Annotated in this window: 18 protein-coding genes; 1 reads left to right on the top strand and 17 read right to left on the bottom strand. The window is 45.5% G+C overall.

All coding sequences use genetic code 11. From position 1 onward, the window contains the following. Positions 1 to 150: 150 nt before the first annotated feature. The 17 genes from tilS to rpsB all read right to left on the bottom strand — a co-directional run bounded on the left by tilS (position 151) and on the right by rpsB (position 19,868). Entirely contained in the window at positions 151 to 1,530 is a 1,380-nt protein-coding gene (tilS, locus tag K0I62_RS06200) for a tRNA lysidine(34) synthetase TilS (RefSeq protein WP_220070613.1), read from the bottom strand. Next, complete coding sequence (dnaE, locus tag K0I62_RS06195) at positions 1,531 to 5,004, bottom strand: DNA polymerase III subunit alpha (protein WP_220070612.1); 3,474 nt, start codon at positions 5,002 to 5,004, stop codon at positions 1,531 to 1,533. A 121-nt stretch (positions 5,005 to 5,125) separates the two neighbouring features. Further along, a complete protein-coding gene (rnhB, locus tag K0I62_RS06190) occupies positions 5,126 to 5,767 on the bottom strand; it encodes a ribonuclease HII (RefSeq protein WP_220070611.1) in 642 nt (213 codons plus the stop codon). Positions 5,768 to 5,769: 2 nt separating this feature from the next. After that, entirely contained in the window at positions 5,770 to 6,915 is a 1,146-nt protein-coding gene (lpxB, locus tag K0I62_RS06185) for a lipid-A-disaccharide synthase (RefSeq protein WP_220070610.1), read from the bottom strand. Between the two features lie 85 nt (positions 6,916 to 7,000). Next, entirely contained in the window at positions 7,001 to 7,768 is a 768-nt protein-coding gene (gene lpxA / locus K0I62_RS06180; RefSeq protein ID WP_220070609.1) for an acyl-ACP--UDP-N-acetylglucosamine O-acyltransferase, read from the bottom strand. After that, positions 7,765 to 8,226, bottom strand: a complete 462-nt coding sequence (fabZ, locus tag K0I62_RS06175; RefSeq protein WP_220070608.1) for a 3-hydroxyacyl-ACP dehydratase FabZ — start codon at positions 8,224 to 8,226, stop codon at positions 7,765 to 7,767. The genes lpxA and fabZ overlap by 4 nt, the downstream gene beginning before the upstream one ends. A gap of 29 nt (positions 8,227 to 8,255) precedes the next feature. Further along, complete coding sequence (lpxD, locus tag K0I62_RS06170) at positions 8,256 to 9,281, bottom strand: UDP-3-O-(3-hydroxymyristoyl)glucosamine N-acyltransferase (protein ID WP_220070607.1); 1,026 nt, start codon at positions 9,279 to 9,281, stop codon at positions 8,256 to 8,258. Between the two features lie 6 nt (positions 9,282 to 9,287). Further along, complete coding sequence (locus K0I62_RS06165) at positions 9,288 to 9,782, bottom strand: OmpH/Skp family outer membrane protein (RefSeq protein ID WP_220071297.1); 495 nt, start codon at positions 9,780 to 9,782, stop codon at positions 9,288 to 9,290. Positions 9,783 to 9,850: 68 nt separating this feature from the next. After that, positions 9,851 to 12,334 (bottom strand): outer membrane protein assembly factor BamA, encoded by a 2,484-nt coding sequence (bamA, locus tag K0I62_RS06160; RefSeq protein WP_220070606.1) that lies wholly within the window; start codon positions 12,332 to 12,334, stop codon positions 9,851 to 9,853. A 31-nt stretch (positions 12,335 to 12,365) separates the two neighbouring features. After that, a complete protein-coding gene (gene rseP, locus K0I62_RS06155; RefSeq protein ID WP_220070605.1) occupies positions 12,366 to 13,727 on the bottom strand; it encodes a sigma E protease regulator RseP in 1,362 nt (453 codons plus the stop codon). A 9-nt stretch (positions 13,728 to 13,736) separates the two neighbouring features. Then, positions 13,737 to 14,933 (bottom strand): 1-deoxy-D-xylulose-5-phosphate reductoisomerase, encoded by a 1,197-nt coding sequence (gene ispC, locus K0I62_RS06150; RefSeq protein ID WP_220070604.1) that lies wholly within the window; start codon positions 14,931 to 14,933, stop codon positions 13,737 to 13,739. A gap of 2 nt (positions 14,934 to 14,935) precedes the next feature. After that, positions 14,936 to 15,793: a phosphatidate cytidylyltransferase gene (locus K0I62_RS06145; protein WP_220070603.1), complete on the bottom strand. Its 858-nt coding sequence runs from the start codon at positions 15,791 to 15,793 to the stop codon at positions 14,936 to 14,938. A gap of 18 nt (positions 15,794 to 15,811) precedes the next feature. Beyond that, positions 15,812 to 16,606 (bottom strand): polyprenyl diphosphate synthase, encoded by a 795-nt coding sequence (gene uppS, locus K0I62_RS06140; RefSeq protein WP_220070602.1) that lies wholly within the window; start codon positions 16,604 to 16,606, stop codon positions 15,812 to 15,814. A gap of 81 nt (positions 16,607 to 16,687) precedes the next feature. Then, positions 16,688 to 17,245 carry a ribosome recycling factor gene (gene frr, locus K0I62_RS06135; RefSeq protein ID WP_220063621.1) on the bottom strand — a complete coding sequence of 186 codons (558 nt, stop codon included), beginning with the start codon at positions 17,243 to 17,245 and terminating at the stop codon, positions 16,688 to 16,690. Positions 17,246 to 17,292: 47 nt separating this feature from the next. Then, positions 17,293 to 18,039, bottom strand: a complete 747-nt coding sequence (gene pyrH / locus K0I62_RS06130) for a UMP kinase (RefSeq protein ID WP_220070601.1) — start codon at positions 18,037 to 18,039, stop codon at positions 17,293 to 17,295. Positions 18,040 to 18,172: 133 nt separating this feature from the next. Further along, positions 18,173 to 19,021, bottom strand: a complete 849-nt coding sequence (gene tsf / locus K0I62_RS06125) for a translation elongation factor Ts (RefSeq protein WP_220070600.1) — start codon at positions 19,019 to 19,021, stop codon at positions 18,173 to 18,175. Between the two features lie 118 nt (positions 19,022 to 19,139). Next, positions 19,140 to 19,868 carry a 30S ribosomal protein S2 gene (gene rpsB / locus K0I62_RS06120; RefSeq protein WP_220070599.1) on the bottom strand — a complete coding sequence of 243 codons (729 nt, stop codon included), beginning with the start codon at positions 19,866 to 19,868 and terminating at the stop codon, positions 19,140 to 19,142. A gap of 278 nt (positions 19,869 to 20,146) precedes the next feature. Here rpsB and map point away from each other — a divergent pair, with 278 nt between their 5' ends. After that, positions 20,147 to 20,944 (top strand): type I methionyl aminopeptidase, encoded by a 798-nt coding sequence (gene map, locus K0I62_RS06115; RefSeq protein ID WP_220063617.1) that lies wholly within the window; start codon positions 20,147 to 20,149, stop codon positions 20,942 to 20,944. Positions 20,945 to 21,007 lie beyond the last annotated feature (63 nt).

The following is a 21,007-nucleotide window of genomic DNA, read 5'->3' as shown; positions in this document are numbered from 1 at the left end:
ATTAAAATCTGACATAAAAGTTTTTCAATTGCTAATAGATAGGACGCCAGAATAGGTAAAAAAGCATGGGTACGTGCATGCGCTTATCTTTACTAGCCACACGCGATTGACCACCGCCAGATCTACAACAGCCAAACCCACACAGGCAACTCACTCAACGCTCTTGATCATTTCAAATCGAAGGCCGACATCGGTGCCTAGTGCGATAAAACGTTTCTCAACCCAGTAACCAACCGCTGCAACTAACTTATCATTGAAATAGATCAGCGGAACTTGATCCCTTAGCCAAGGCGGCACCGCAAGCTCCTGCCAGAGTTTTTTTAATTCGCGGCCCTTATCACGAAAATGGGGATGACAACGTATAGCACCTGACGCGCCAAAACGAATACTCACCAGCTCGTTTGATTGTGGCAATCGCAGCCGAACCCCTTCATCACAAATGCTCGCATTAAGCTTGATGTTGTTTGCGATTTCCCAACCTTGTGACCCGTTATCGCTAATAGCGATCTCTTTAGGCATCAACTTAGGAGACGGTTGATATTTATCAATATAAAGATGATGTCGAAAACGGCGCAACACCATAGATTTAAGCCTTATTTCGACTTTAGCATCCTCTTTCGCCAGCAATAACTGAGACAAAATCTGTTTTAACTGTACCGATGATGGCATCGCAAACCCTAAAGAGTCAATAAACCCCCGTAGTAACTGCGCACGCCATAACTCACTGTGCTGCGCCAACAAGCGTAAATCTAATACTGGCTTAGCCAAATTCGGTATTTTTACTATCATGCCAGGTAAGCGAGCGCCCACCTCGTCATCAATCAGCGCTTGCTGCTCGGCGCAAAGTTGTGCGCTGCGAGAAACTGTTGCCGCAATGGCGGGCCAGCGCGCTTTTAACGCAGGTATGACATCGAGGCGTAAAAAGTTTCTATCGAAACGATTATCTTGATTACTCTCATCTTCAATATGCGCAATATGATGAAGCTTAGCGTATTCTTCTATCTCTTGGCGCTGCACGTCCAATAACGGCCTCACTAAATAAGCATGCTCAGCAAACACCTGCAATTGGCCCATCGCCGCTAATCCCTTAGGACCGAGACCACGCTTAAGTGCCAATAACAAGGTTTCCAGTTGATCATCTTGATGATGCGCGGTCAGTAGCAGATCGCCTGCCGATAACTCTTGGGTTAACGCGGCATATCGCGCATCTCGAGCCGCTGCCTCTATACTGACTCTAGGCCCTGATTCAACCTTTACCTGTTTTACCTTAATCGGTAAACCATATTGATCCGCCATCAACTCACAATGCTTCGCCCACTGAGCCGCATTAGCACTTAAACCATGATGTACATGGACGAGCAGATAATTAAGCTCTGGATGTGATTGAGCAAACTCAGCCAATCCCGCTGCCAACACTTGTGAATCAACGCCGCCACTGTAGGCAAGCACTAACTTAGTCTCAGGCGCTGGCCCAAGTTGCTCTATCAAGGCGGCGATTTTAGTTGCGGGAGAAAATGATGGAGTTTCCATTTAGAACACTATCCTAACCTTATCAGAACCCGTTAACGTCTCCAGAGCCAACATTAGCTCATCGGTGGGGTTAACCCGCCACTCATCACCAAGCTTAAATTGTGCCTTAGCCTGAGGCTGTGCATAGTTAATAATCACTGGTACTGAGCCCTGCTTCCACGGCAATAGGGCTTGTTCAAAATGGGCTAACCACTGAGTGTCAATGGCGTTAGATTCAACATCGATCTCTACCGCTTGAGCAAAGTGACTCCTTGCCTCACCCATATCGATAATATTACGCGCCGTCATACGATTACCGCCAGAGAAGTCATCGAAACTGACCTCTCCTTCAATAATCAAAATGCGGTCCTTTTCTAACAGGTGGCCAAACTTTTCAAACGCTTCGGTAAACAGCATCACCTCTAAACGGGCACTCTTATCATCTAACGTCACCAGCCCCATTTTTGAGCCACGCTTGGTCATCATCACTCGCGTAGCGACAACAAGTCCTGCGGCTTTCATGGTTTTACCCCGCTCGGTAGGATGCACGTCTTTCAAACGACCCGAAGTGTAGTGCTTCAACTCTTTAAGATATTGATTTATCGGATGACCCGTGAGGTATAAACCTAAGGTTTCACGCTCGCCTTCTAGCCAAATTTTATCAGGCCAAGGCGTACATTCGACAAACTGCTGCTTGCTATCTTCAGGTTCACTGTTGAGCAAGCCAAACATATCATGTTGACCAATAGCCTCGGCTTTTGCATGCTGATCTGCGGCGCGAATAGCCTCTGGCAGGGTGGCCATCATCGAGGCGCGATGTGGACCTAATGTATCTAAAGCGCCTGCGCAGATAAGCTTTTCAATTACCCGCTTATTCAGCTTTTTCAAATCGATACGAGCACAGAAATCAAATAGGTCTTTAAAAGGTCCATCTTGACGCGCTTTTAAAATTGAATCGACTGGCCCTTCCCCTACGCCCTTAATCGCACCGATGCCATACACAATCCTTTGGTCATCATCGACGGTAAACCTAAATAAGCCCTTATTCACATCGGGTGGTAACAGAGGTAGGCCCATGCGGTCGCACTCATCAACGAGTGTCACAATTTTATCTGTGTTATCCATATCGGCAGACATTACCGCTGCCATAAATTGCGATGGATAGTGGGTTTTAAGCCACAAAGTTTGGTAAGAAACCAACGCGTAAGCAGCGGAGTGAGACTTGTTAAAACCGTAGCCGGCGAACTTTTCCACCAAATCGAAGATCTTCATCGACAGCTCGCCATCGACACCATTATTGATGGCACCCTCTTTGAAAATACTACGCTGCTTCGCCATCTCCTCAGGCTTTTTCTTACCCATAGCACGACGCAGCATATCCGCGCCGCCGAGGGTATAGCCAGAAAGTACCTGAGCAATCTGCATCACCTGTTCTTGGTACAAGATAATGCCGTAAGTTGGTTCAAGGAGCGTTTTTAACGACTCATGTTGATATTGAGAGTCAGGGTATGACACCTCTTCACGCCCATGCTTACGCTCGATAAAGTTATCTACCATGCCAGACTGCAATGGGCCGGGTCTAAACAGCGCAACCAGTGCGATCATATCTTCGAAGCAATCGGGCTGAAGACGTTTAATCAGATCTTTCATACCGCGGGATTCGAGCTGGAATACCGCGGTGGTTTCGTAACGTTGCAACAGTCTAAATGAGGCGGGGTCGTCGAGCGGAATCGCTTCAATTCTAACTGGCTCTTTACCCTCTTTCTCTAGGCGCGGATTAATCATCTGCAACGCCCAGTCAATAATGGTTAATGTTCTCAGTCCTAAGAAGTCGAACTTAACCAGACCCGCGGTTTCCACATCATTTTTATCAAACTGGGTGACCGGATTATGACCTTCGGAGTCACAATAAAGTGGCGCGAAATCAGTGATCACCGTGGGCGCGATCACCACACCACCCGCATGTTTACCCGCGTTACGCGTCACACCTTCTAAGATGCGGCACATATCGATGAGATCTTTGACTTCTTCATCGGCATGATAAGCCTCAGGAAGCGCTGGCTCTGCCTCAAAGGCTTTAGCTAGCGTCATCCCCGGCTCTGCGGGGATCATTTTCGAAATTCGGTCAACAAAACCATAGGGATGACCGAGCACACGGCCAACATCTCGTACCACCGCTTTCGCTGCCATGGTACCGAAAGTTATGATCTGTGATACCGCATCGCGGCCATAAAGCTCGGCCACGTGATCGATCACCTCGTCACGGCGGTCCATACAAAAATCGACGTCGAAATCGGGCATGGATACCCGTTCAGGGTTCAAGAAACGTTCGAATAGTAGGTCAAACTCTAGCGGATCAAGATCGGTAATTTTAAGCGCGTAAGCCACTAACGAGCCAGCCCCCGAACCACGACCTGGACCAATAGGGATACCGTTATCTTTACCCCATTGAATAAACTCCATTACGATAAGGAAGTAACCGGGAAAACCCATGTTATTAATCACGGTCAATTCGACATCTAGCCGCTCATCATACTCGCTGCGGCGCGCAATACGCTCTTGCTCATCGGGGAACAAAAACTCAAGACGCTCTTCAAGCCCCTTCTTAGAGGCTTCTACAAGAAAGTCTTCGATTGAAAGCTCACCCGTGGGGAAGTTAGGCAGGAAATACTCTCCGAGCCTAACCGTGACGTTACAACGTTTAGCGATCTCAACCGTGTTGATAATCGCTTCAGGAATATCCTCAAACAGTTCACACATCTCATCTTGCGAGCGAAAATACTGCTGCTCACTATAGGTTTTCGGGCGACGAGGATCGGCCAGAGTATAACCATCGGAAATCGCTACGCGGATCTCATGTGCTTCAAACTGCTCGGGTTGAATAAACACCACTTGGTTAGTGGCAACGACAGGGAGTCCTTTTTGAGTCGCCAACTCTACCGCCATATGCAGGTAACGCTCTTCATCGGCACGGCCAGTACGAATTAACTCAAGATAATATCGCTCGGGGAAATGGGTTTGATAAAACTCAATCAAAGAGTCAACCTGCCCAGTATTCCCTTTTAACAGCGCCTTGCCTACATCACCATCTTTGGCGCCAGAGAGCAAAATGAGCCCTTCACTATACTTAATCAACCACTCTTGATCTATGACCGCGCGGTCTCGAATATGACCACGTAAATAGGCATCACTGATCAGCAAAGTCAGATTTTTATAACCTTCGTTATTCATGGCGAGCACTGTGATTGAACAGAACTCATCTTCAAATCCTGGCACCAGCATCGAAAAATCAGTGCCAATAATTGGCTTTATCCCCGCTCCATGGCATCCGCTATAAAACTTAACCAAACCACACAGGTTGGTCTTGTCGGTCAAGGCAAGCGCTGCCATTTCAAGTTCGCTGGCTTTAGCAAGAATAGGCTTCACTTTCGCGAGGCCATCAGACATAGAAAAATCACTGTGAACGCGCAGATGCACGAAACGAGGTTCAGACATAGTTGATAGTATCTTTTATTATTTGGGCGGGCGGATATCGCCCTTTGAGAATAACAGATTGAGATTAACAGACTCACGCTTACCAAGCTAGCCCAGCCGGTGCGGGGCTAGCAATAAGCAATTATTGCGCTTCTAAACGCTCTTTTACTGGCCGAAAACTCTTACGATGTTCGTTCAATACGCCGTGTTGCTCTAGGGCTTCGAAATGCGCTTTTGTCGGGTAACCTTTGTGCTTAGCAAAGCCAAACTGCGGGTAACGCGCATCCAGCTCATCCATCTCTTTATCACGTATCACTTTAGCGATGATCGATGCGGCACTTATACCCGCGATCAAGCCATCCCCCTTGATAACCGCATGGCTTTCAACACCGCCTTCAATACAACCCGGTACGCCAAAATCTGGCACCCGATTGCCATCGACTAATATGCGTTCAGGTCGCGCGCGAAGACCCGCCACCGCACGCTGCATTGCCAACATTGTCGCATGCAAGATATTAAGCTCATCAATCTCGTTAGGCGTTGCGCGGCCTACCGACACATCAAGTGCCTTCTCGTAGATCTCATCAAATAGCGCTAAGCGCTTCTTCTCTGACAGCTTTTTAGAATCATTTAAACCTAATATCGGGTTTTGAGGATCGAGCACCACCGCCGCTGTGACCACATCGCCGACTAACGGGCCGCGGCCCACTTCATCTACACCGGCATAATAACCGCTGCACAATACTGTCACTTGCTCTGGAGTAATATGTTTAAACGTCGCCATCTTTATCTCTTCTCCACCAAGGTCATCACAGCTTCTGCCGCTCGCTGACTTGCATTACACCGCAATTGCTCATGCATAGCGGTGAACGTTGTCATCAGTGGACGATGATCGCTGTCTAACTGGGCAGAAACCGCCTCAGCGATCTTATCTGGTGTGCAATCAACTTGAATGAGTTCAGGAATAATATCTTCCCCGGCTAATAGATTAGGTAGAGAGTATCTTTCTATCTGCATCATCCGCTTAGCAATCTTATAAGTGATCGGACTCACTCTGTAAGCGACAACCATTGGCCTTTTTACCAACATCGCCTCGAGGGTCGCAGTGCCAGATGCCAGCAAAATAGCATCGGCTGCCGCCATCACAACTCGAGATTGCCCTTCGACGAGGTGGATCTCTAGGTCGGGGGCAAACGCTTTTAACGCCTCCTCAAATTGAACTCGGCGCTGAGCATTGACTAAGGGGGTAACAAATTTAAGATCGGGATAATCTTGATGCAGTATTTTTACCGCTTTAACGAAAGGCTCTGCTAGTTGCTTTAGCTCTCCGCCACGAGAGCCAGGCAACACGGCCAAGTATTCAGCCTCAGGTTCTAGACCTAATACGGCGCGCGCCGCGCCTTTATCGCTCACCATAGGAATATCATCGGCGAGGGTATGACCAACAAACGTGCATGGTACATTATATTTATCGTAAAACGCCTTCTCAAAGGGTAATAACGACAATACCATATTGGTTGCTTTCGCTATTTTGAAGATACGCTTAGGACGCCATGCCCATACAGAGGGGCTAACATAATGTACGGTTTTAATGCCGCGCAGCTTTAGTTTTAACTCTAAACCAATATTAAAATCGGGAGCGTCGATACCAATAAAGCAATCAGGATTTAGCGCCGAGATCTCATCAATCAGGGTCTTACGCACTTTGAGTAATCTAGGCAAACGCGACAACACCTCAACAATCCCCATTACCGCCAACTCCTCAAAGGAAAATAGCGACTCAAACCCCAAGGCATCCATCTGTGGGCCGCCGATCCCAATAAATCTGGCATCAGGATATTGCTGCTTCAGGGCGCGGATCAATCCAGCGCCAAGGATATCGCCGGAAAGCTCACCAGCGACCATGGCAAATATTTTTTGTTGTTCACTCATATCTAGATTCTTTGTGCATTATTAGGTTTTCATCTTCATAAAAAAAAAGCCCGTATAAACGAGCTTTTCTTTTAAAGGCATATAGTTAGCGAATGATGCCTCGGCCAGAGTTGACCACAAAATCCATTAGCAGTTTGACCTGCTCATCTTGTACGTCTTCACCTAATTCCGCAACAGCTTCATCGATGGTTAATCCTTTACGATAGAGCGTCTTATAAGCTCGGCGTACCGCGATCTGGCTCTCTTTAGAGAAACCACGACGCTTAAGCCCTTCACTGTTAAGTCCGCGAGGTATCGCAGGTTGACCAGAAGCCATCACAAATGGTGGTACATCTTGCAGTATCAAGGAGTAACCCGCTGTAAATGCATGGGCACCAATATGAACAAACTGATGTACTCCAGTCATACCACCTAAAATCGCCCAGTCACCCACATGTACGTGGCCAGCGATAGAGGCGTTATTGGCCATGATGACGTTATTACCCACCACACAATCATGAGCGATATGGACATAGGCCATAAACAGATTGTTAGAACCAATGATGGTCTCACCCTTATCTTGGGTGGTGCCACGATGAATCGTTACCGACTCTCGGATCACATTGTTATCACCTATGATAAGACGTGTTGCCTCGCCAGCATACTTCTTATCTTGGCAATCTTCACCCACAGAGGCGAACTGGAAAATGCGATTCCCTTTGCCAATAACCGTAGGTCCTTTGACCACAACATGGGAGCTAAGGTGACAGTCGTCACCAATCTCGACATCAGCACCAATATAAGTCCACGGACCTATGGTGACATTATTGCCTATCTTGGCATCTGGATGTACAAACGCTAACTTATCGATCACTTGCTAATCTCTCTACGGGCACACATGATTTCAGCTGAACAAACTAGTTCACCATCCACCTTGGCTTCACCGGTAAACACCCCAATCCCGCGGCGTTCTTTAATCATTTTTACTTCAAAATGAAGTTGATCACCAGGTTCGACAACACGTTTGAAACGCGCCTTATCAATACCGGCAAAATAATATAGAGCATCATTTGAAGGCGCATCGCTCATCGTCTTAAATGCTAACAAGCCAGTCGCCTGAGCCATCGCCTCAAGGATCAATACACCAGGCATCACAGGCTGTACAGGGAAATGACCTTGAAAAAACGGCTCATTAATGGTCACATTTTTGATCGCATGCAGTGTTTCGCCTGGCGTAAAGTCTAGAACTCTATCGATCAATAAAAACGGATATCTGTGAGGTAGAAACTTCAGGATCTCTTTGATATCCATTGTGTTTAATTGATTTGACACTCAATAACTTCCTTAGCTGCCAAAGGCAGTTAATCATCTGATTTAACGTTTTTTTCAAGCTTTTTAACGCGCTGGAATAACTCGTCTAGCTGTCTAAATCTAACCGTATTTCGGCGCCAGACTTTGTTTTCCATCGCGACGGTAGCCGAAGAGTATACACCAGGCTCCCTGATAACACTCGTGACGTTTGTTCCACCCGAGACATGGGTACCATCTGCAATAGATAAATGCCCAGCAACAGCGCTATTACCGCCTACAATGCAATACTTACCAATTGTGACACTACCAGCAATGATTGAACCACCAGCCAATGCACTATTAGCCCCAATCACCACGTTATGGGCAATCTGTACTTGATTGTCAATAATCACACCATCATGGATTTCGGTATGGTCTATAGCGCCTCTATCTATGCTAGTACAAGCACCGACTTCGACATTATTACCAATACGTACGCCACCCGTTTGGGGGATTTTGATCCATTGACCACGCTCATTAGCATAACCAAAACCGTCGGAACCTATCACGCTACCCGAATGGATGATACAGCTCTGACCTAGGTGAACGTCATGATAGAGGGTGACATTGGCCCATAAAATTGTACCTGAACCGATAATAGAATCTTGCCCTATTACACAACCAGGACCAATCTGGACATTTTCCCCAATAATAACATTTGGACCAACTACCACATTAGCACCTATTGCTATGCCTTCTCCCAACATAGCCGAAGGATCAATTACCGCACTAGGATGGACTGATTCAGCCGCTTTTGGGGTTGAGTCCAGTAACTGGGCAACCCTAGCAAAACCAACATAAGGATCCTTAAGTACGATGGCGTTACCCTCAAAGCCTTCGGCACTCTTAGGCGACAACAACACTGCAGAAGCGAAAGTGCCTTCGAGTTGGCTTTGGTATTTAGGATTGGCTAAAAAAGAGATCTCACCGACCTGTGCATTTTCTAGCGTGGCAACACGGTTAATTTTAACCGTGTCATCACCTTGTACTTCGGCATTTAAGTGAGTGGCAATCTCTCTCAATGTGTAGCTTGTCATCGATCGTTAGCCTTTACTCAACGCTTCAACAACTTTGCTGCTGATATCTGAAGCAGGTTTAACGTAAATAACAGCACCGCGCTGAAGCACTACGTCATATTGCTCTTTCTCAGCAATTGCGCTAATCGCTTTTTGAACTTTAACTAGCAACTTGTTTTGCTCTTCACCGTTACGACGACGCATATCTTCATCAAGAGCCTTACCTTTAAGCTGTAATTCGGCTTTGATTGATTCCATCTTACGTAACATTTCAGTCTTTTGAGTTTCGCTCATCAACGCTGCATCACGTTGCTGAGTTTCAAGCATAGTGCGCAACTCGTCTTGCATCTTTTGCACACTGGCAACACGGTCACCAAATTCCGTTTTAAGGGTTTTGCTCACTTCTTCACGCTGAGGTAATTGTTCAAATACCGCTTGCATATCAACAACCGCAATTTTCTCAGCTTGCGCAGCAATTGGTGCACCTAAAAGAACCAAAACCATCATTGCGCGATTAAACATCTTATTCAAAATAAACTCCTTATTGTCAGCAAAACCTGCCGAATATTTTTATTTAAATTAGCTCTACTTTAGAAAGTTTTACCAATGTTGAACGAGAAGATTTCGGTATCGTCATCTTCATATTCTTTGATTGGCCATGCAAGACTAAATACCATAGGTCCCATAGGCGACAACCATTGTACACTCATACCCGCAGACGCACGGATACGACCTGGATCTGAGTAATCTTCTAGCTTAGCAAACTGCTCTGCTGGCAAGAATTTATATGAGTCATAGTCAAACTCGGTATCCCAAACGTTACCAGCATCAACAAAGAAACTGGTCCGTACTGAGTTGCTATAAGCCTCATCCAAAAACGGGGTCGGTACAATCACTTCTATCGTCGCTGTCGCAATAGCATTACCACCAATAGAGCGTCCATCGCTTACCGTTACACGATTAGGATCGCCTGGAAGCAAACAGCCATCACCCGACGGATCTGGTGAACAAGGTTCACTACCACGATATAAGTAGAATGAACGCGGACCGACTGAATTAGATTTAAAGCCACGTAGTGAGCTGCTACCACCAGAGTAATAGTTTTCCCAGAAGGGCAGAATTTGGTCATTTCTATCAAATTGGCCATAACCATTACCATAACCTAAACGGGCTTTAGTCAAGAATACAAAGCTGTGACTTCGGGTAATTGGCCAGTAAAAACTGGTATCGAAATCAGTCTTAAAATATTGTAGATCAGACCCAGGTACAGTCATCTTACCGCTTAAACGTTGTGATGAACCATTTGTTGGGAAAGTGCCTCGGTTTAGGGTACTGCGATACCAACCAAGATTTAGCTCGAAGTTATCGAATGCGAGATCGGCTTCTGGATCATTTATATCACGGTAAATGTTATAGAAACGCAAGGCCTGTTCATAACCTGAAATCTCAGAGATTTCGTTATGACGATAGCCTAAACCGCCGTTAATACGATTGTATTCATTGATCGGGAAACCCGAATTCAATGTAACACCATAAGAGCTATTCTTATAACGTTCTAAGTTAGCCTCATTTGCATCAAACTCACTCCAGAAAAGGCTTCCACCCAAGCTGACACCATCTTTAGTAAAATAAGGATCGGTATAAGAAATATTAACGTTTTTAGAGTATTTATTGGTATTGAGGTTTATTCCAGCCTGATTGCCTGTACCTAGGAAGTTACTTTGTTGAACACCAAACTGCAGGCTAAGACCCGATTCAGTACCATAACCAACACCCGCGTTAAATGAGCCAGAAGGCTGCTCTTTCACGTTAAAAGCAACATCGACAAGATCGTCAGTGCCTGGCACTTGAACTGTTTGAGTATCAACCGTTTCAAAATACCCTAAACGATTAAGACGTGCTTTTGATTGCTCAACTTGCGCTGAATTTAACCAGGCACCTTCCATCTGGCGGAGCTCTCGGCGCAGCACTTCATCTTTGGTGACTTGGTTACCAGTGAAGTTAATACTGCGAACATAAACCCGCTTACCCGGTTTAATATTAACGTTGAGTGTGACCTCTTTGGTCTCATCGTCAATTTCAGGAAAAGTCTTCACTTCTGGGTAGGCATAACCGAAACGACCAAGATATTTACCATACATCTCTTCGGTAAAAGTGACATCTCCGCCGTTGTAAGTATCGCCGACCTTAATAGGTAAAATCGCCTGCATCACCTCTTCGCGCCCCATCAGATCACCAGTAAGGTTAACGTCTTTCACCTTATACTGCTCACCTTCATTGACGTTAATTGTGATATAGAGTCCTTTGCGATCTGGCGTCATCGCCACCTGAGTCGAAGTGACATCGAATCGAATATAACCACGATTATGATAAAAGGTTTTGATTGTCTCAAGATCTGCTTGCAGCTTTTGCTTCTGGTAACGACGCTCACCAAAGAGATCCCACCAAGCGACATAATCTTTAAGTTCAAGCATTCCGATCAACTCGGCATCGGTAAATACGGTATTACCGACCACATTGATTTGATGGATCTCTGCCGCTAAACCTTCAGTGAACTTAAATTTAAGTTCGACACGATTACGGGGTAGATTTATCACCTGCGCTTCAACTTTGGCGCCGTATTTACCAACACCATAATAGAAATCTTGTAGGCTTTTTTCGATGCCGCTAAGCATGGTGCGATCCAAAGACTCACCGACTTTAACGCCACTACCATCAAGACTTTCTTGTAACTGCTCATCCTTAATATCTTTGTTACCCTCGAAAGAGACCACGCTGATAGTTGGACGTTCTTTTACGGTCACCACAAGCACACTTCCGTCTCGGGCGACTTCAATATGTTCAAAGTTAGTCGACGAATATAAGCTCTTGATCGCTTGTTGCAAACGCGTTTCGTCGACGGTATCTCCCACTTTAATAGGAATATTCAACAAGGCGGCACCAAGCGCAACACGTTGCAAGCCTTGCACTTGTATGTCGGTAACTTCAAATGGCTGGAATGTCTCTGCCCAACCGTTCCCTGATAAAGACGCACCGACTAATAACATCGAGGCAAAAATTTTATTCAATCTCATAGAGCACTTCTAATTATGTGTGTGTCCTTGCTCAGAGTCGGGAAAAATCATTGAAAAGGGCGATACTCATCAACATTAGCAGCATAGCTGCCCCAAATCTGAATCCAATTTCCTGTACCTTTTCTGGTACAGGCCTGCCTGTGATCACTTCGATGAAGTAATATAACAGATGCCCACCATCTAGCACGGGTAAAGGCAATAAATTAATAATGCCTAAATTCACGCTAATTAATGCTAGGAATCCTAAAAAATAAACTAACCCATAGTTAGCACTACTTCCCGCACCTTGTGCAATGGAAATAGGACCACTGAGATTCTTCACCGACACATCGCCAGTAAACAATTTGCCAATCATCTTAATGCTGACTGACACAAGTTGCCACGTTTTATCTGCAGCAACCACAAAAGATTCACCAAAGCCATACTCTAACTGAAGACGCATCTCTTCAGGCCAAGGAGCTTGATTTGGCGCCACACCAATAACGCCTTCGACACTGCCATCATCTAACGTACGCGCTTTGGGTGTAACGCTTAGCTTAAGCTGTTCACCGTTTCGCTTTACAGTGATGCTAACGGTTTTATTGGCCGAGGCTTTTATCTGCTCAACAAAGCTATCCCAATCGCGATAGGAACTGCCGTTGATAGCGATTATGGTATCGCCAACTTTTACGCCAGCCGCATGCGCTGCACCGTCATCACTAACTAAACCTAACGTCGGTGAGATCTCGGGGCGATAAATATCTAAACCTAATGAGGTGATTGGTGATTGCTTTTCCGGGTCAAACTGCCATTGGCGAGTATCGAGCAGGTAAGTACGCTCTTCACCCATCACGCCTGATAATGGTGCCAAAGTCATCGAGATTTGCTCGTCACCAATATGACCAACTAAGGCATAAGTGACCTCCTCCCAATTGCGTACACTTTGGTCGCCGATAGCAATAACCTGCATCGGCTTATTAACTTTGATGATCTCTGCGGGGGTATCGACTTGGGTCGATTCAATTACCGGTTTTAACGACGGCACGCCGATGAGATACATGATATAAAGCGCAAAAATAGCAAAGATGAAGTTTGCCATGGGGCCAGCGCCGACAATGGCGATACGTTGCCATACCGACTTTCGATTAAAGGCTTGCGACTTCAACGCTTCAGGCACATCATCAACACGCTCATCGAGCATCTTAACATAGCCACCGAGCGGGATAACAGCTAAGACATACTCGGTCCCATCGGCACCCACCTTGCGCCAGATAGCTTTGCCAAAACCGATCGAGAAGCGCTCGACCTTAACGCCGCAACGTCTAGCAACCCAAAAGTGTCCATATTCGTGCGCAGTGATCAACACACCTAAGGCAATGACAAAGGAACCTAGGTTCCATAAAAAATCCAGCATTACACTCCTCTATAACGATTGCGTGCGCTTAACATATTCAGCAGCAACAATTCGTGTTTGGCGATCAAGCGCCAAAATATCTTCAATCGTATTTAAACTCTGTTTAACCACCCTAAATAAACAGAACTCGTTAATTTTTGCTATATCAGTAAAACGAATTTTACCCTCAAGAAACGCCTCAACGGAAATTTCATTGGCAGCATTAAGCACAGTCGTCGCTTCTTGCCCTTGTTCACAGGCTTCAATTGCTAATGCAAGACAGGGAAAACGTTCAAAGTCAGGTTCAAGAAAGCTTAACTGTCCGACTTTGAAAAAATCTAAAGGTTCAACACCAGCCAAAATTCTTTGTGGATAGGCCATGCAATGAGCAATAGGGGTGCGCATATCCGGGTTCCCCATCTGGGCCAGCACACTACCATCTTTATATTGCACCATAGAGTGAATCACGCTTTGCGGATGCACCACAACCTTTAATTGTGCTTTAGTCGCATTAAACAACCAGCGCGCCTCGATATACTCAAGTCCCTTATTCATCATGCTGGCGGAATCGACCGAAATCTTACGACCCATAGACCAGTTGGGATGCTTGCATGCCTGATCGGGTGTCATCTGACTCAGGGTATCGAGATCCGAGGTGAGAAAAGGTCCACCTGACCCCGTAAGTAAAATATGGGAAATACCGGCCGAAGTGAGATCGCACACACCAACAGATTGCTGTACAGTTTCTGGCAGACACTGGAAAATGGCGTTGTGCTCGCTATCGACTGGCAACACGGTTGCCCCAGAAGCTTGCATGGCGTCGATAAACAATCGCCCTGACATCACCAGTGATTCTTTGTTAGCGAGCAGTACCCTTTTCCCCGCCTTGACCGCCGCTAGCGTAGAAGGTAAACCTGCTGCACCGACAATTGCTGCCATCACGGTATCGACCTCTGGCAAAGCCACTATGCTTGCCAGTTCATCCTCACCCGATGAAACAGTTATTGCCATATGCGCTGGTAAACGACGCTGCAATTCGGCGGCCGCTTGAGGGTCGACCATATGGGCTATCGATGGATTGTGTTTAAGACACAAATCAAGCATTTTATCAACACTGCGGTGCGCTACCAAGGTATGCACCGAATAGTCTTGAGGATTTTGCTCGATAACACTCAGGGTACTAGCACCAATGGAACCTGTGGCTCCTAGAATCACCATTCTTTGCATGGTTACATCCAAAATGCGATATAAAGTAGCGTAAACACCGGTAGCGCAGCGGTTAGACTATCGATACGGTCTAATACACCACCATGACCAGGTAAAATAGTCCCAGAATCTTTAATCTCTGCAACACGTTTGAACATACTTTCAGACAGGTCGCCCACCGCAGAAACAAAGGCAACAAATAGCGTAACAGCGATTATTAAGCCCACTTCTTGCTCTGGCGAAACATACATAATGCCAGCGACAACAATCATAGTGGTTAATAGGCCGCCCACTAGACCCTCAATGGTTTTCGCAGGACTGACATTAGGCATTAGCTTGTGTTTACCTAACGCTTTACCTGCAAAATAAGCGCCTGAATCGGTGGCCCATACTGTTAACATCACCAAGAAAACTAACGTGCCACCATAATAAGGACTCGCTTCACTGCTTAAGGCTTTTAGTGCAATAAGTGCCGTAAAACAAGGGATTAATGTCAACTGCCCAAACATGGACTTAAACATGTGACTTTTGCCCCACAAGGCGGAGCTTTTCGGGAAAGAGAGCACGAGTAATAATGAAATGGCCCACCAAATGGCGCCAATCAGCATTATGGCCATAAATATGGGATGTAAGCTACCATTCAACCAAACTTGCTCCGTCGGCACTAACATATTCAGTGCAACAAGCAGTATCCCAATCGTTAAGGTAAAACTCCACTGAGTAATATTACAGCGCTTATCAATAATGCGCCCCCACTCTTTGCCTGCGATTAAAAAGACCGCAACCAACGCCCATGAAAAATACTCCACAGGGAAAAAGAATATGGCTCCCATAACCAAGGGGATTAACCATACTGCTGTTATTATTCTATGTTTTAGCAAAACCTTCCCTCTTATTATTTAGCATTCAGCCTGTAATGTCTCAATTTGAGATCCCGTTAACCCAAAACGGCGCTGGCGTGTAGCAAATACGGCTACCGCATCTTTAAAGGTTTGCTCATCGAAATCGGGCCAAAGTACATCAGTAAATACTAACTCTGCATAGGCTGCCTGCCAGAGGACAAAGTTACTGATGCGGTAATCTCCACCCGTTCGGATCATTAAATCAACTTCCGGCTGATTTTGCATGCATAAATGCTGACTTAACGCCTCCTCAGTGAACTGACTGCTGTTCATTTCACCAGATTCAACCTTTTTGGCTAAGGTTTGTGCCGCTTGGATAATGTCCCAACGACCACCATAGTTGGCTGCAACGTTCAAAATCAAACCATCATTATCGGCGGTTTTCGCCATTGCGGAGGCAATTTGCTTTTGCAAACGCACTGAAAAACGGCTGATATCACCAATGATGTTAAGACGAACGCCGTTTTTGTGCAGCAGTTTGAGTTCTCTTTGCAACACAGTAAAAAATAGCTCCATCAACAAACTGACTTCTTTGTCGGGTCTACGCCAATTCTCACTTGAAAATGCAAACAATGTCAGTGAGCCTATCCCCATCTCTCGAGCCGTGCTTACGGCACGTCTAACAGCCTTAACCCCAGCTTTGTGTCCAATGACACGAGGCTTACCTTGAGTCTGAGCCCAGCGCCCATTCCCATCCATGATGATCGCAACGTGCTTAGGGGTAGACTGCTTTACTAGCTCTGAGAGTGTTTCATTTGAAAACTCAGTGCCAGTTTGAGGTTCGATCGACATCTATTACAACCCTTTAAAATAGCAAACGCCGTGTAGTATACCCCTACACGGCGTGTTAACTCTAGTGACTAAGCTGGGAGATTAGACTTCCATCAACTCAGCTTCTTTTGCAGCCAAAATCTCGTCAATCATTTTAACGTGAGCATCAGTAAACTTTTGAATCTCGTCTTCACTGCGACGTACATCATCTTCTGTACACTCTTTGTCTTTCTCTAATGCTTTTACATCTGAGTTCGCATCACGACGTACGTTACGTACTGCGATACGACCATTTTCAGCCTCAGCGCGAACAACTTTGATTAAGTCTTTACGGCGTTCTTCAGTTAAGGCTGGTAGCGGAATACGGATAGTTGTACCTGCTGACATTGGATTAAGACCAAGATCTGAACTCATAATCGCTTTTTCTACCACAGGAATTAGCGTCGAATCAAATACCGTTACAGCCAGTGTTCTTGAATCTTCAATTGACACATTACCCACTTGCTTAAGCGGCGTCATTGAGCCGTAATAAGACACCTTGATTGAATCAAGTAGACTTGGGTGAGCACGGCCTGTACGCACTTTAGCCATTTGAGTCTTAGTCGCTTCTACACATTTACCCATGCGAAGTTTCGCATCTGCTTTGATCTCATTAATCACGTTTAATATCCTTTTGGGTTACTAAGTTTTCGTTAGTACAAACAAATTTATTCGGCTGATTTTGCGCGGCTACTCTTGATCATCGTGCCTTCATGGTCGCCCATAATAACACGGCGCAGCGCACCAGGCTTATTCATATTAAATACTAAAATTGGCATATCGTGGTCTCTTGCAAGTGTAAATGCAGCAAGATCCATTACTTTTAATTCTTTATCGAGTACTTCGTCATAACCCATTTCGTCATATTTGACAGCCTCAGGGTTCTTCACAGGGTCGTCTGAATAGACGCCATCGACTTTGGTACCTTTAAGTACAACTTCGGCTTCGATTTCAATCCCACGTAAACACGCTGCTGAATCTGTGGTGCAAAATGGATTACCTGTACCCGCAGCAAAAATTACCACACGACCTGATTTAAGCAAACTAATCGCTTCAGCCCAATTGTAATCGTCACAGACGCCTTTTAAGGGAATTGCTGACATCAGACGAGCATTGACATAAGCACGGTGCAATGCATCTCGCATCGCCAACCCATTCATAACTGTTGCTAACATGCCCATATGGTCGCCAACAACGCGGTTCATACCTGCTTTAGCTAATCCTTCACCGCGGAAAAGGTTACCACCACCAATCACAACACCTACTTGGATACCAAGTTCAACCAACTCTTTAACCTCTTGTGCCATACGATCAAGCACTTTGGGGTCGATGCCAAAGCCTTCTTCGCCCATTAAGGCTTCGCCACTCAATTTGAGAAGAATACGTCGAAAAGCAGGTTTTGGATTTGTGCTCATAGTTATTTATCCTGATAAATGCCGATGGGTAACTTGCCAATTATATCGGAAAAAATGCGTGTTGCGGCAATCTAATTGACATAACAAAACCGCAGCGATTGCTGCGGTTTTGGGTGTATCTAAAAAGCGGCGATTACGCCTTAGAAGCAGCGATTTGCGCTGCAACTTCAGCAGCGAAATCTTCTTCTTTCTTCTGGATACCTTCACCAACTTCTAAACGAATGAAGTTAGAAACCGAAGCGCCTTTCTCTTTAAGAACTTCGCCAACAGTTTTCTTAGGTTCCATGATGAATGCTTGACCAGTAAGAGAAACCTCACCAGTAAACTTCTTCATACGACCAGCAACCATCTTCTCAGCGATCTCTTGAGGCTTGCCTTCGTTCATTGCGATTTCGATTTGAACGGCTTTCTCTTTCTCAACAACATCAGCTGGAACGTCTTCTGGGTTAACGTATTCAGGCTTAGAAGCAGCAACGTGCATTGCAATGTGCTTAAGGGTTTCTTCGTCAGCTTCACCAGTTACAACAACACCGATACGTTCACCGTGACGGTAAACAGCAAGCTTATCGCCATCGATATATTCAACGCGACGAACATTGATGTTTTCACCGATTTTAGCAACTAGTGCAACACGAGTTTCTTCAAACTGTGCTTTCAAATCTTCGATAGTGACTTTAGATGCAGCAGCAACATCTAGAACAGCGTTAGCAAATCCTAAGAAGTTTCCGTCTTTAGCAACGAAGTCAGTTTGACAGTTAACTTCTAAAAGTGCAGCGAAACCATCGCCTTGCTTGATAAGGATTGTGCCGTCAGCAGCGATGTTACCCGCTTTTTTAGCAGCCTTAGCAGCACCACTCTTACGCATATTTTCAATCGCTAGCTCAATGTCACCATTGGTTTCAGTTAGCGCTTTTTTACAATCCATCATGCCAGCGCCAGTGCGCTCACGTAGTTCTTTAACTTGGGCAGCAGTAATTGCCATTGTTAAATCCTCTATAGAAATCTCTACAAATCAAATGTGAAAAAACAGGGGCCTTAAGGCCCCTGTTCACCAATCATACTTATTGGTTAATAAGGGCGATGAAATTCATCTCGCCTTATTATTCAGCTTCTACGAAACCGTCTTGCTCAGCTTGAACAGCTAGGTCTTGACCACGACCTTCTTTAGCAGCTGCAGCAACTGACTCAGTGTACAGACGGATAGAACGCATAGCATCATCGTTACCAGGAACGATGTAGTTGATGCCGTCTGGAGAAGAGTTAGTATCAACAACAGCAACAACTGGAATACCAAGGTTGTTAGCTTCTTTAATCGCGATGTGTTCATGGTCAGCACCGATAACGAAGATAACGTCAGGTAGGCCGCCCATGTTCTTGATACCACCAAGAGACTTCTCTAGCTTCTCAAGCTCACGAGTACGCATAAGCGCTTCTTTCTTAGTTAGCTTGTCGAAAGTACCGTCGACAGACTGGCTTTCAAGATCTTTAAGACGCTTGATTGATTGACGAACTGTTTTCCAGTTAGTCAACATACCGCCTAACCAGCGGTTATCAACGTAGTACTGATCACAAGAAATTGCTGCTTCTTTGATAGCTTCGCTTGCAGCGCGCTTAGTACCTACGAAAAGCACTTTACCTTTCTTAGATGCTACGTTGCTGATAAACGCTAATGCTTCATTGAACATAGGCACAGTGTGCTCTAGGTTAATGATGTGAACACCGTTGCGAGCGCCGAAGATGAATGGCTTCATCTTTGGGTTCCAGTAACGAGTTTGGTGACCGAAGTGAACACCGGCTTGAAGCATGTCGCGCATTGAAACTGTAGTCATTTTATTACCTTAAAATTAGGGGTTAGACCTCCACGCATCCCATATCTCCGACCTAAATAGGCACCCCGGAGAACGTGTCGATACGTGTGTGATTTAGTATTTAGTAATTGCCATGTATAATGGCTGCCACATCCGCTCTTAAATCTAATGTCAGACGACAAAGTAGGTAAGAGTCAAACGTAACGGCGCGCTTTATACCATAATACCAGCGCAAACACAAATTTTTAGCGTAGCAAACGCGCCCAAAATGCAGCTACCAAAACCCAAGAGACAGCTTAATGAGTATAGTGATTAAAACAGCCGAAGAGATTGAAAAAATGCGCGCCGCAGGTAAATTGGCCGCTGACGTACTAGAGATGATAGCCCCTTATGTAAAGGCTGGCGTAACGACTAACGAACTCAACGATATTTGCGCTAAGTACACAGAAGAACAAGGCGCAATTTCTGCCCCGCTCGATTATCACGGCTTCCCTAAATCTATTTGTACCTCTATTAACGAAGTCATTTGTCACGGCATTCCGAGCGACAGAGCATTAAAAGACGGTGACATTATTAATCTCGATATTACTGTCATTAAAGACGGCTATCATGGCGATACCTCTAAGATGTTCTTAATTGGTGATGTTAGCGCTAAAGACAAGCGCCTCTGCCGCATCGCTCAAGAAAGTCTTTACGAAGCCATCAAAAAAGTGCGCCCAGGGATGAAACTAGGAGAAATTGGTACCATCATCGAGAAATATGTTAAAGGTAAGAAAACTGGCTTAGAAAAATACAGTATTGTTACTGACTATTGCGGCCACGGTATTGGCGCGGGTTTCCATGAAGAACCTCAGGTCATGCATTATAAGAATAATGATAAAACCCTATTGCGCCCAGGTATGTGTTTTACCATCGAACCCATGATAAATGCAGGTCGCCACACCAGTGTATTAGACAAAGATGATAACTGGACGGTCACCACTTCTGATGGGAAAAACTCCGCCCAATGGGAACATACTTTATTAATCACACCTACTGGTGTTGAAGTATTAACCCTACGCGAAGAAGAGGATTTTCCGCGTATCATCAACCATTAACTGCCTACATTCTGTGTTGCGGTAACTCAAGATAGCAAGTATTAATACTTGCTATCTTTATCA

It is taken from the genome of Shewanella psychrotolerans (assembly GCF_019457595.1).
Classification (GTDB): Bacteria; Pseudomonadota; Gammaproteobacteria; order Enterobacterales; family Shewanellaceae; genus Shewanella; species Shewanella psychrotolerans.
Note: the sequence above shows the minus strand (reverse complement) of the source record. Positions and strands in the feature narration are given on the sequence as shown.

Coding starts and splice junctions, on each gene's coding strand:
- tilS (WP_220070613.1), bottom strand. CDS start 1,530: ATGGAAACTCCATCATTTTCTCCCGCAACTAAAATCGCCGCCTTGATA.
- dnaE (WP_220070612.1), bottom strand. CDS start 5,004: ATGTCTGAACCTCGTTTCGTGCATCTGCGCGTTCACAGTGATTTTTCT.
- rnhB (WP_220070611.1), bottom strand. CDS start 5,767: ATGGCGACGTTTAAACATATTACTCCAGAGCAAGTGACAGTATTGTGC.
- lpxB (WP_220070610.1), bottom strand. CDS start 6,915: ATGAGTGAACAACAAAAAATATTTGCCATGGTCGCTGGTGAGCTTTCC.
- lpxD (WP_220070607.1), bottom strand. CDS start 9,281: ATGACAAGCTACACATTGAGAGAGATTGCCACTCACTTAAATGCCGAA.
- K0I62_RS06165 (WP_220071297.1), bottom strand. CDS start 9,782: ATGTTTAATCGCGCAATGATGGTTTTGGTTCTTTTAGGTGCACCAATT.
- bamA (WP_220070606.1), bottom strand. CDS start 12,334: ATGAGATTGAATAAAATTTTTGCCTCGATGTTATTAGTCGGTGCGTCT.
- rseP (WP_220070605.1), bottom strand. CDS start 13,727: ATGCTGGATTTTTTATGGAACCTAGGTTCCTTTGTCATTGCCTTAGGT.
- ispC (WP_220070604.1), bottom strand. CDS start 14,933: ATGCAAAGAATGGTGATTCTAGGAGCCACAGGTTCCATTGGTGCTAGT.
- uppS (WP_220070602.1), bottom strand. CDS start 16,606: ATGTCGATCGAACCTCAAACTGGCACTGAGTTTTCAAATGAAACACTC.
- pyrH (WP_220070601.1), bottom strand. CDS start 18,039: ATGAGCACAAATCCAAAACCTGCTTTTCGACGTATTCTTCTCAAATTG.
- tsf (WP_220070600.1), bottom strand. CDS start 19,021: ATGGCAATTACTGCTGCCCAAGTTAAAGAACTACGTGAGCGCACTGGC.
- rpsB (WP_220070599.1), bottom strand. CDS start 19,868: ATGACTACAGTTTCAATGCGCGACATGCTTCAAGCCGGTGTTCACTTC.
- map (WP_220063617.1), top strand. CDS start 20,147: ATGAGTATAGTGATTAAAACAGCCGAAGAGATTGAAAAAATGCGCGCC.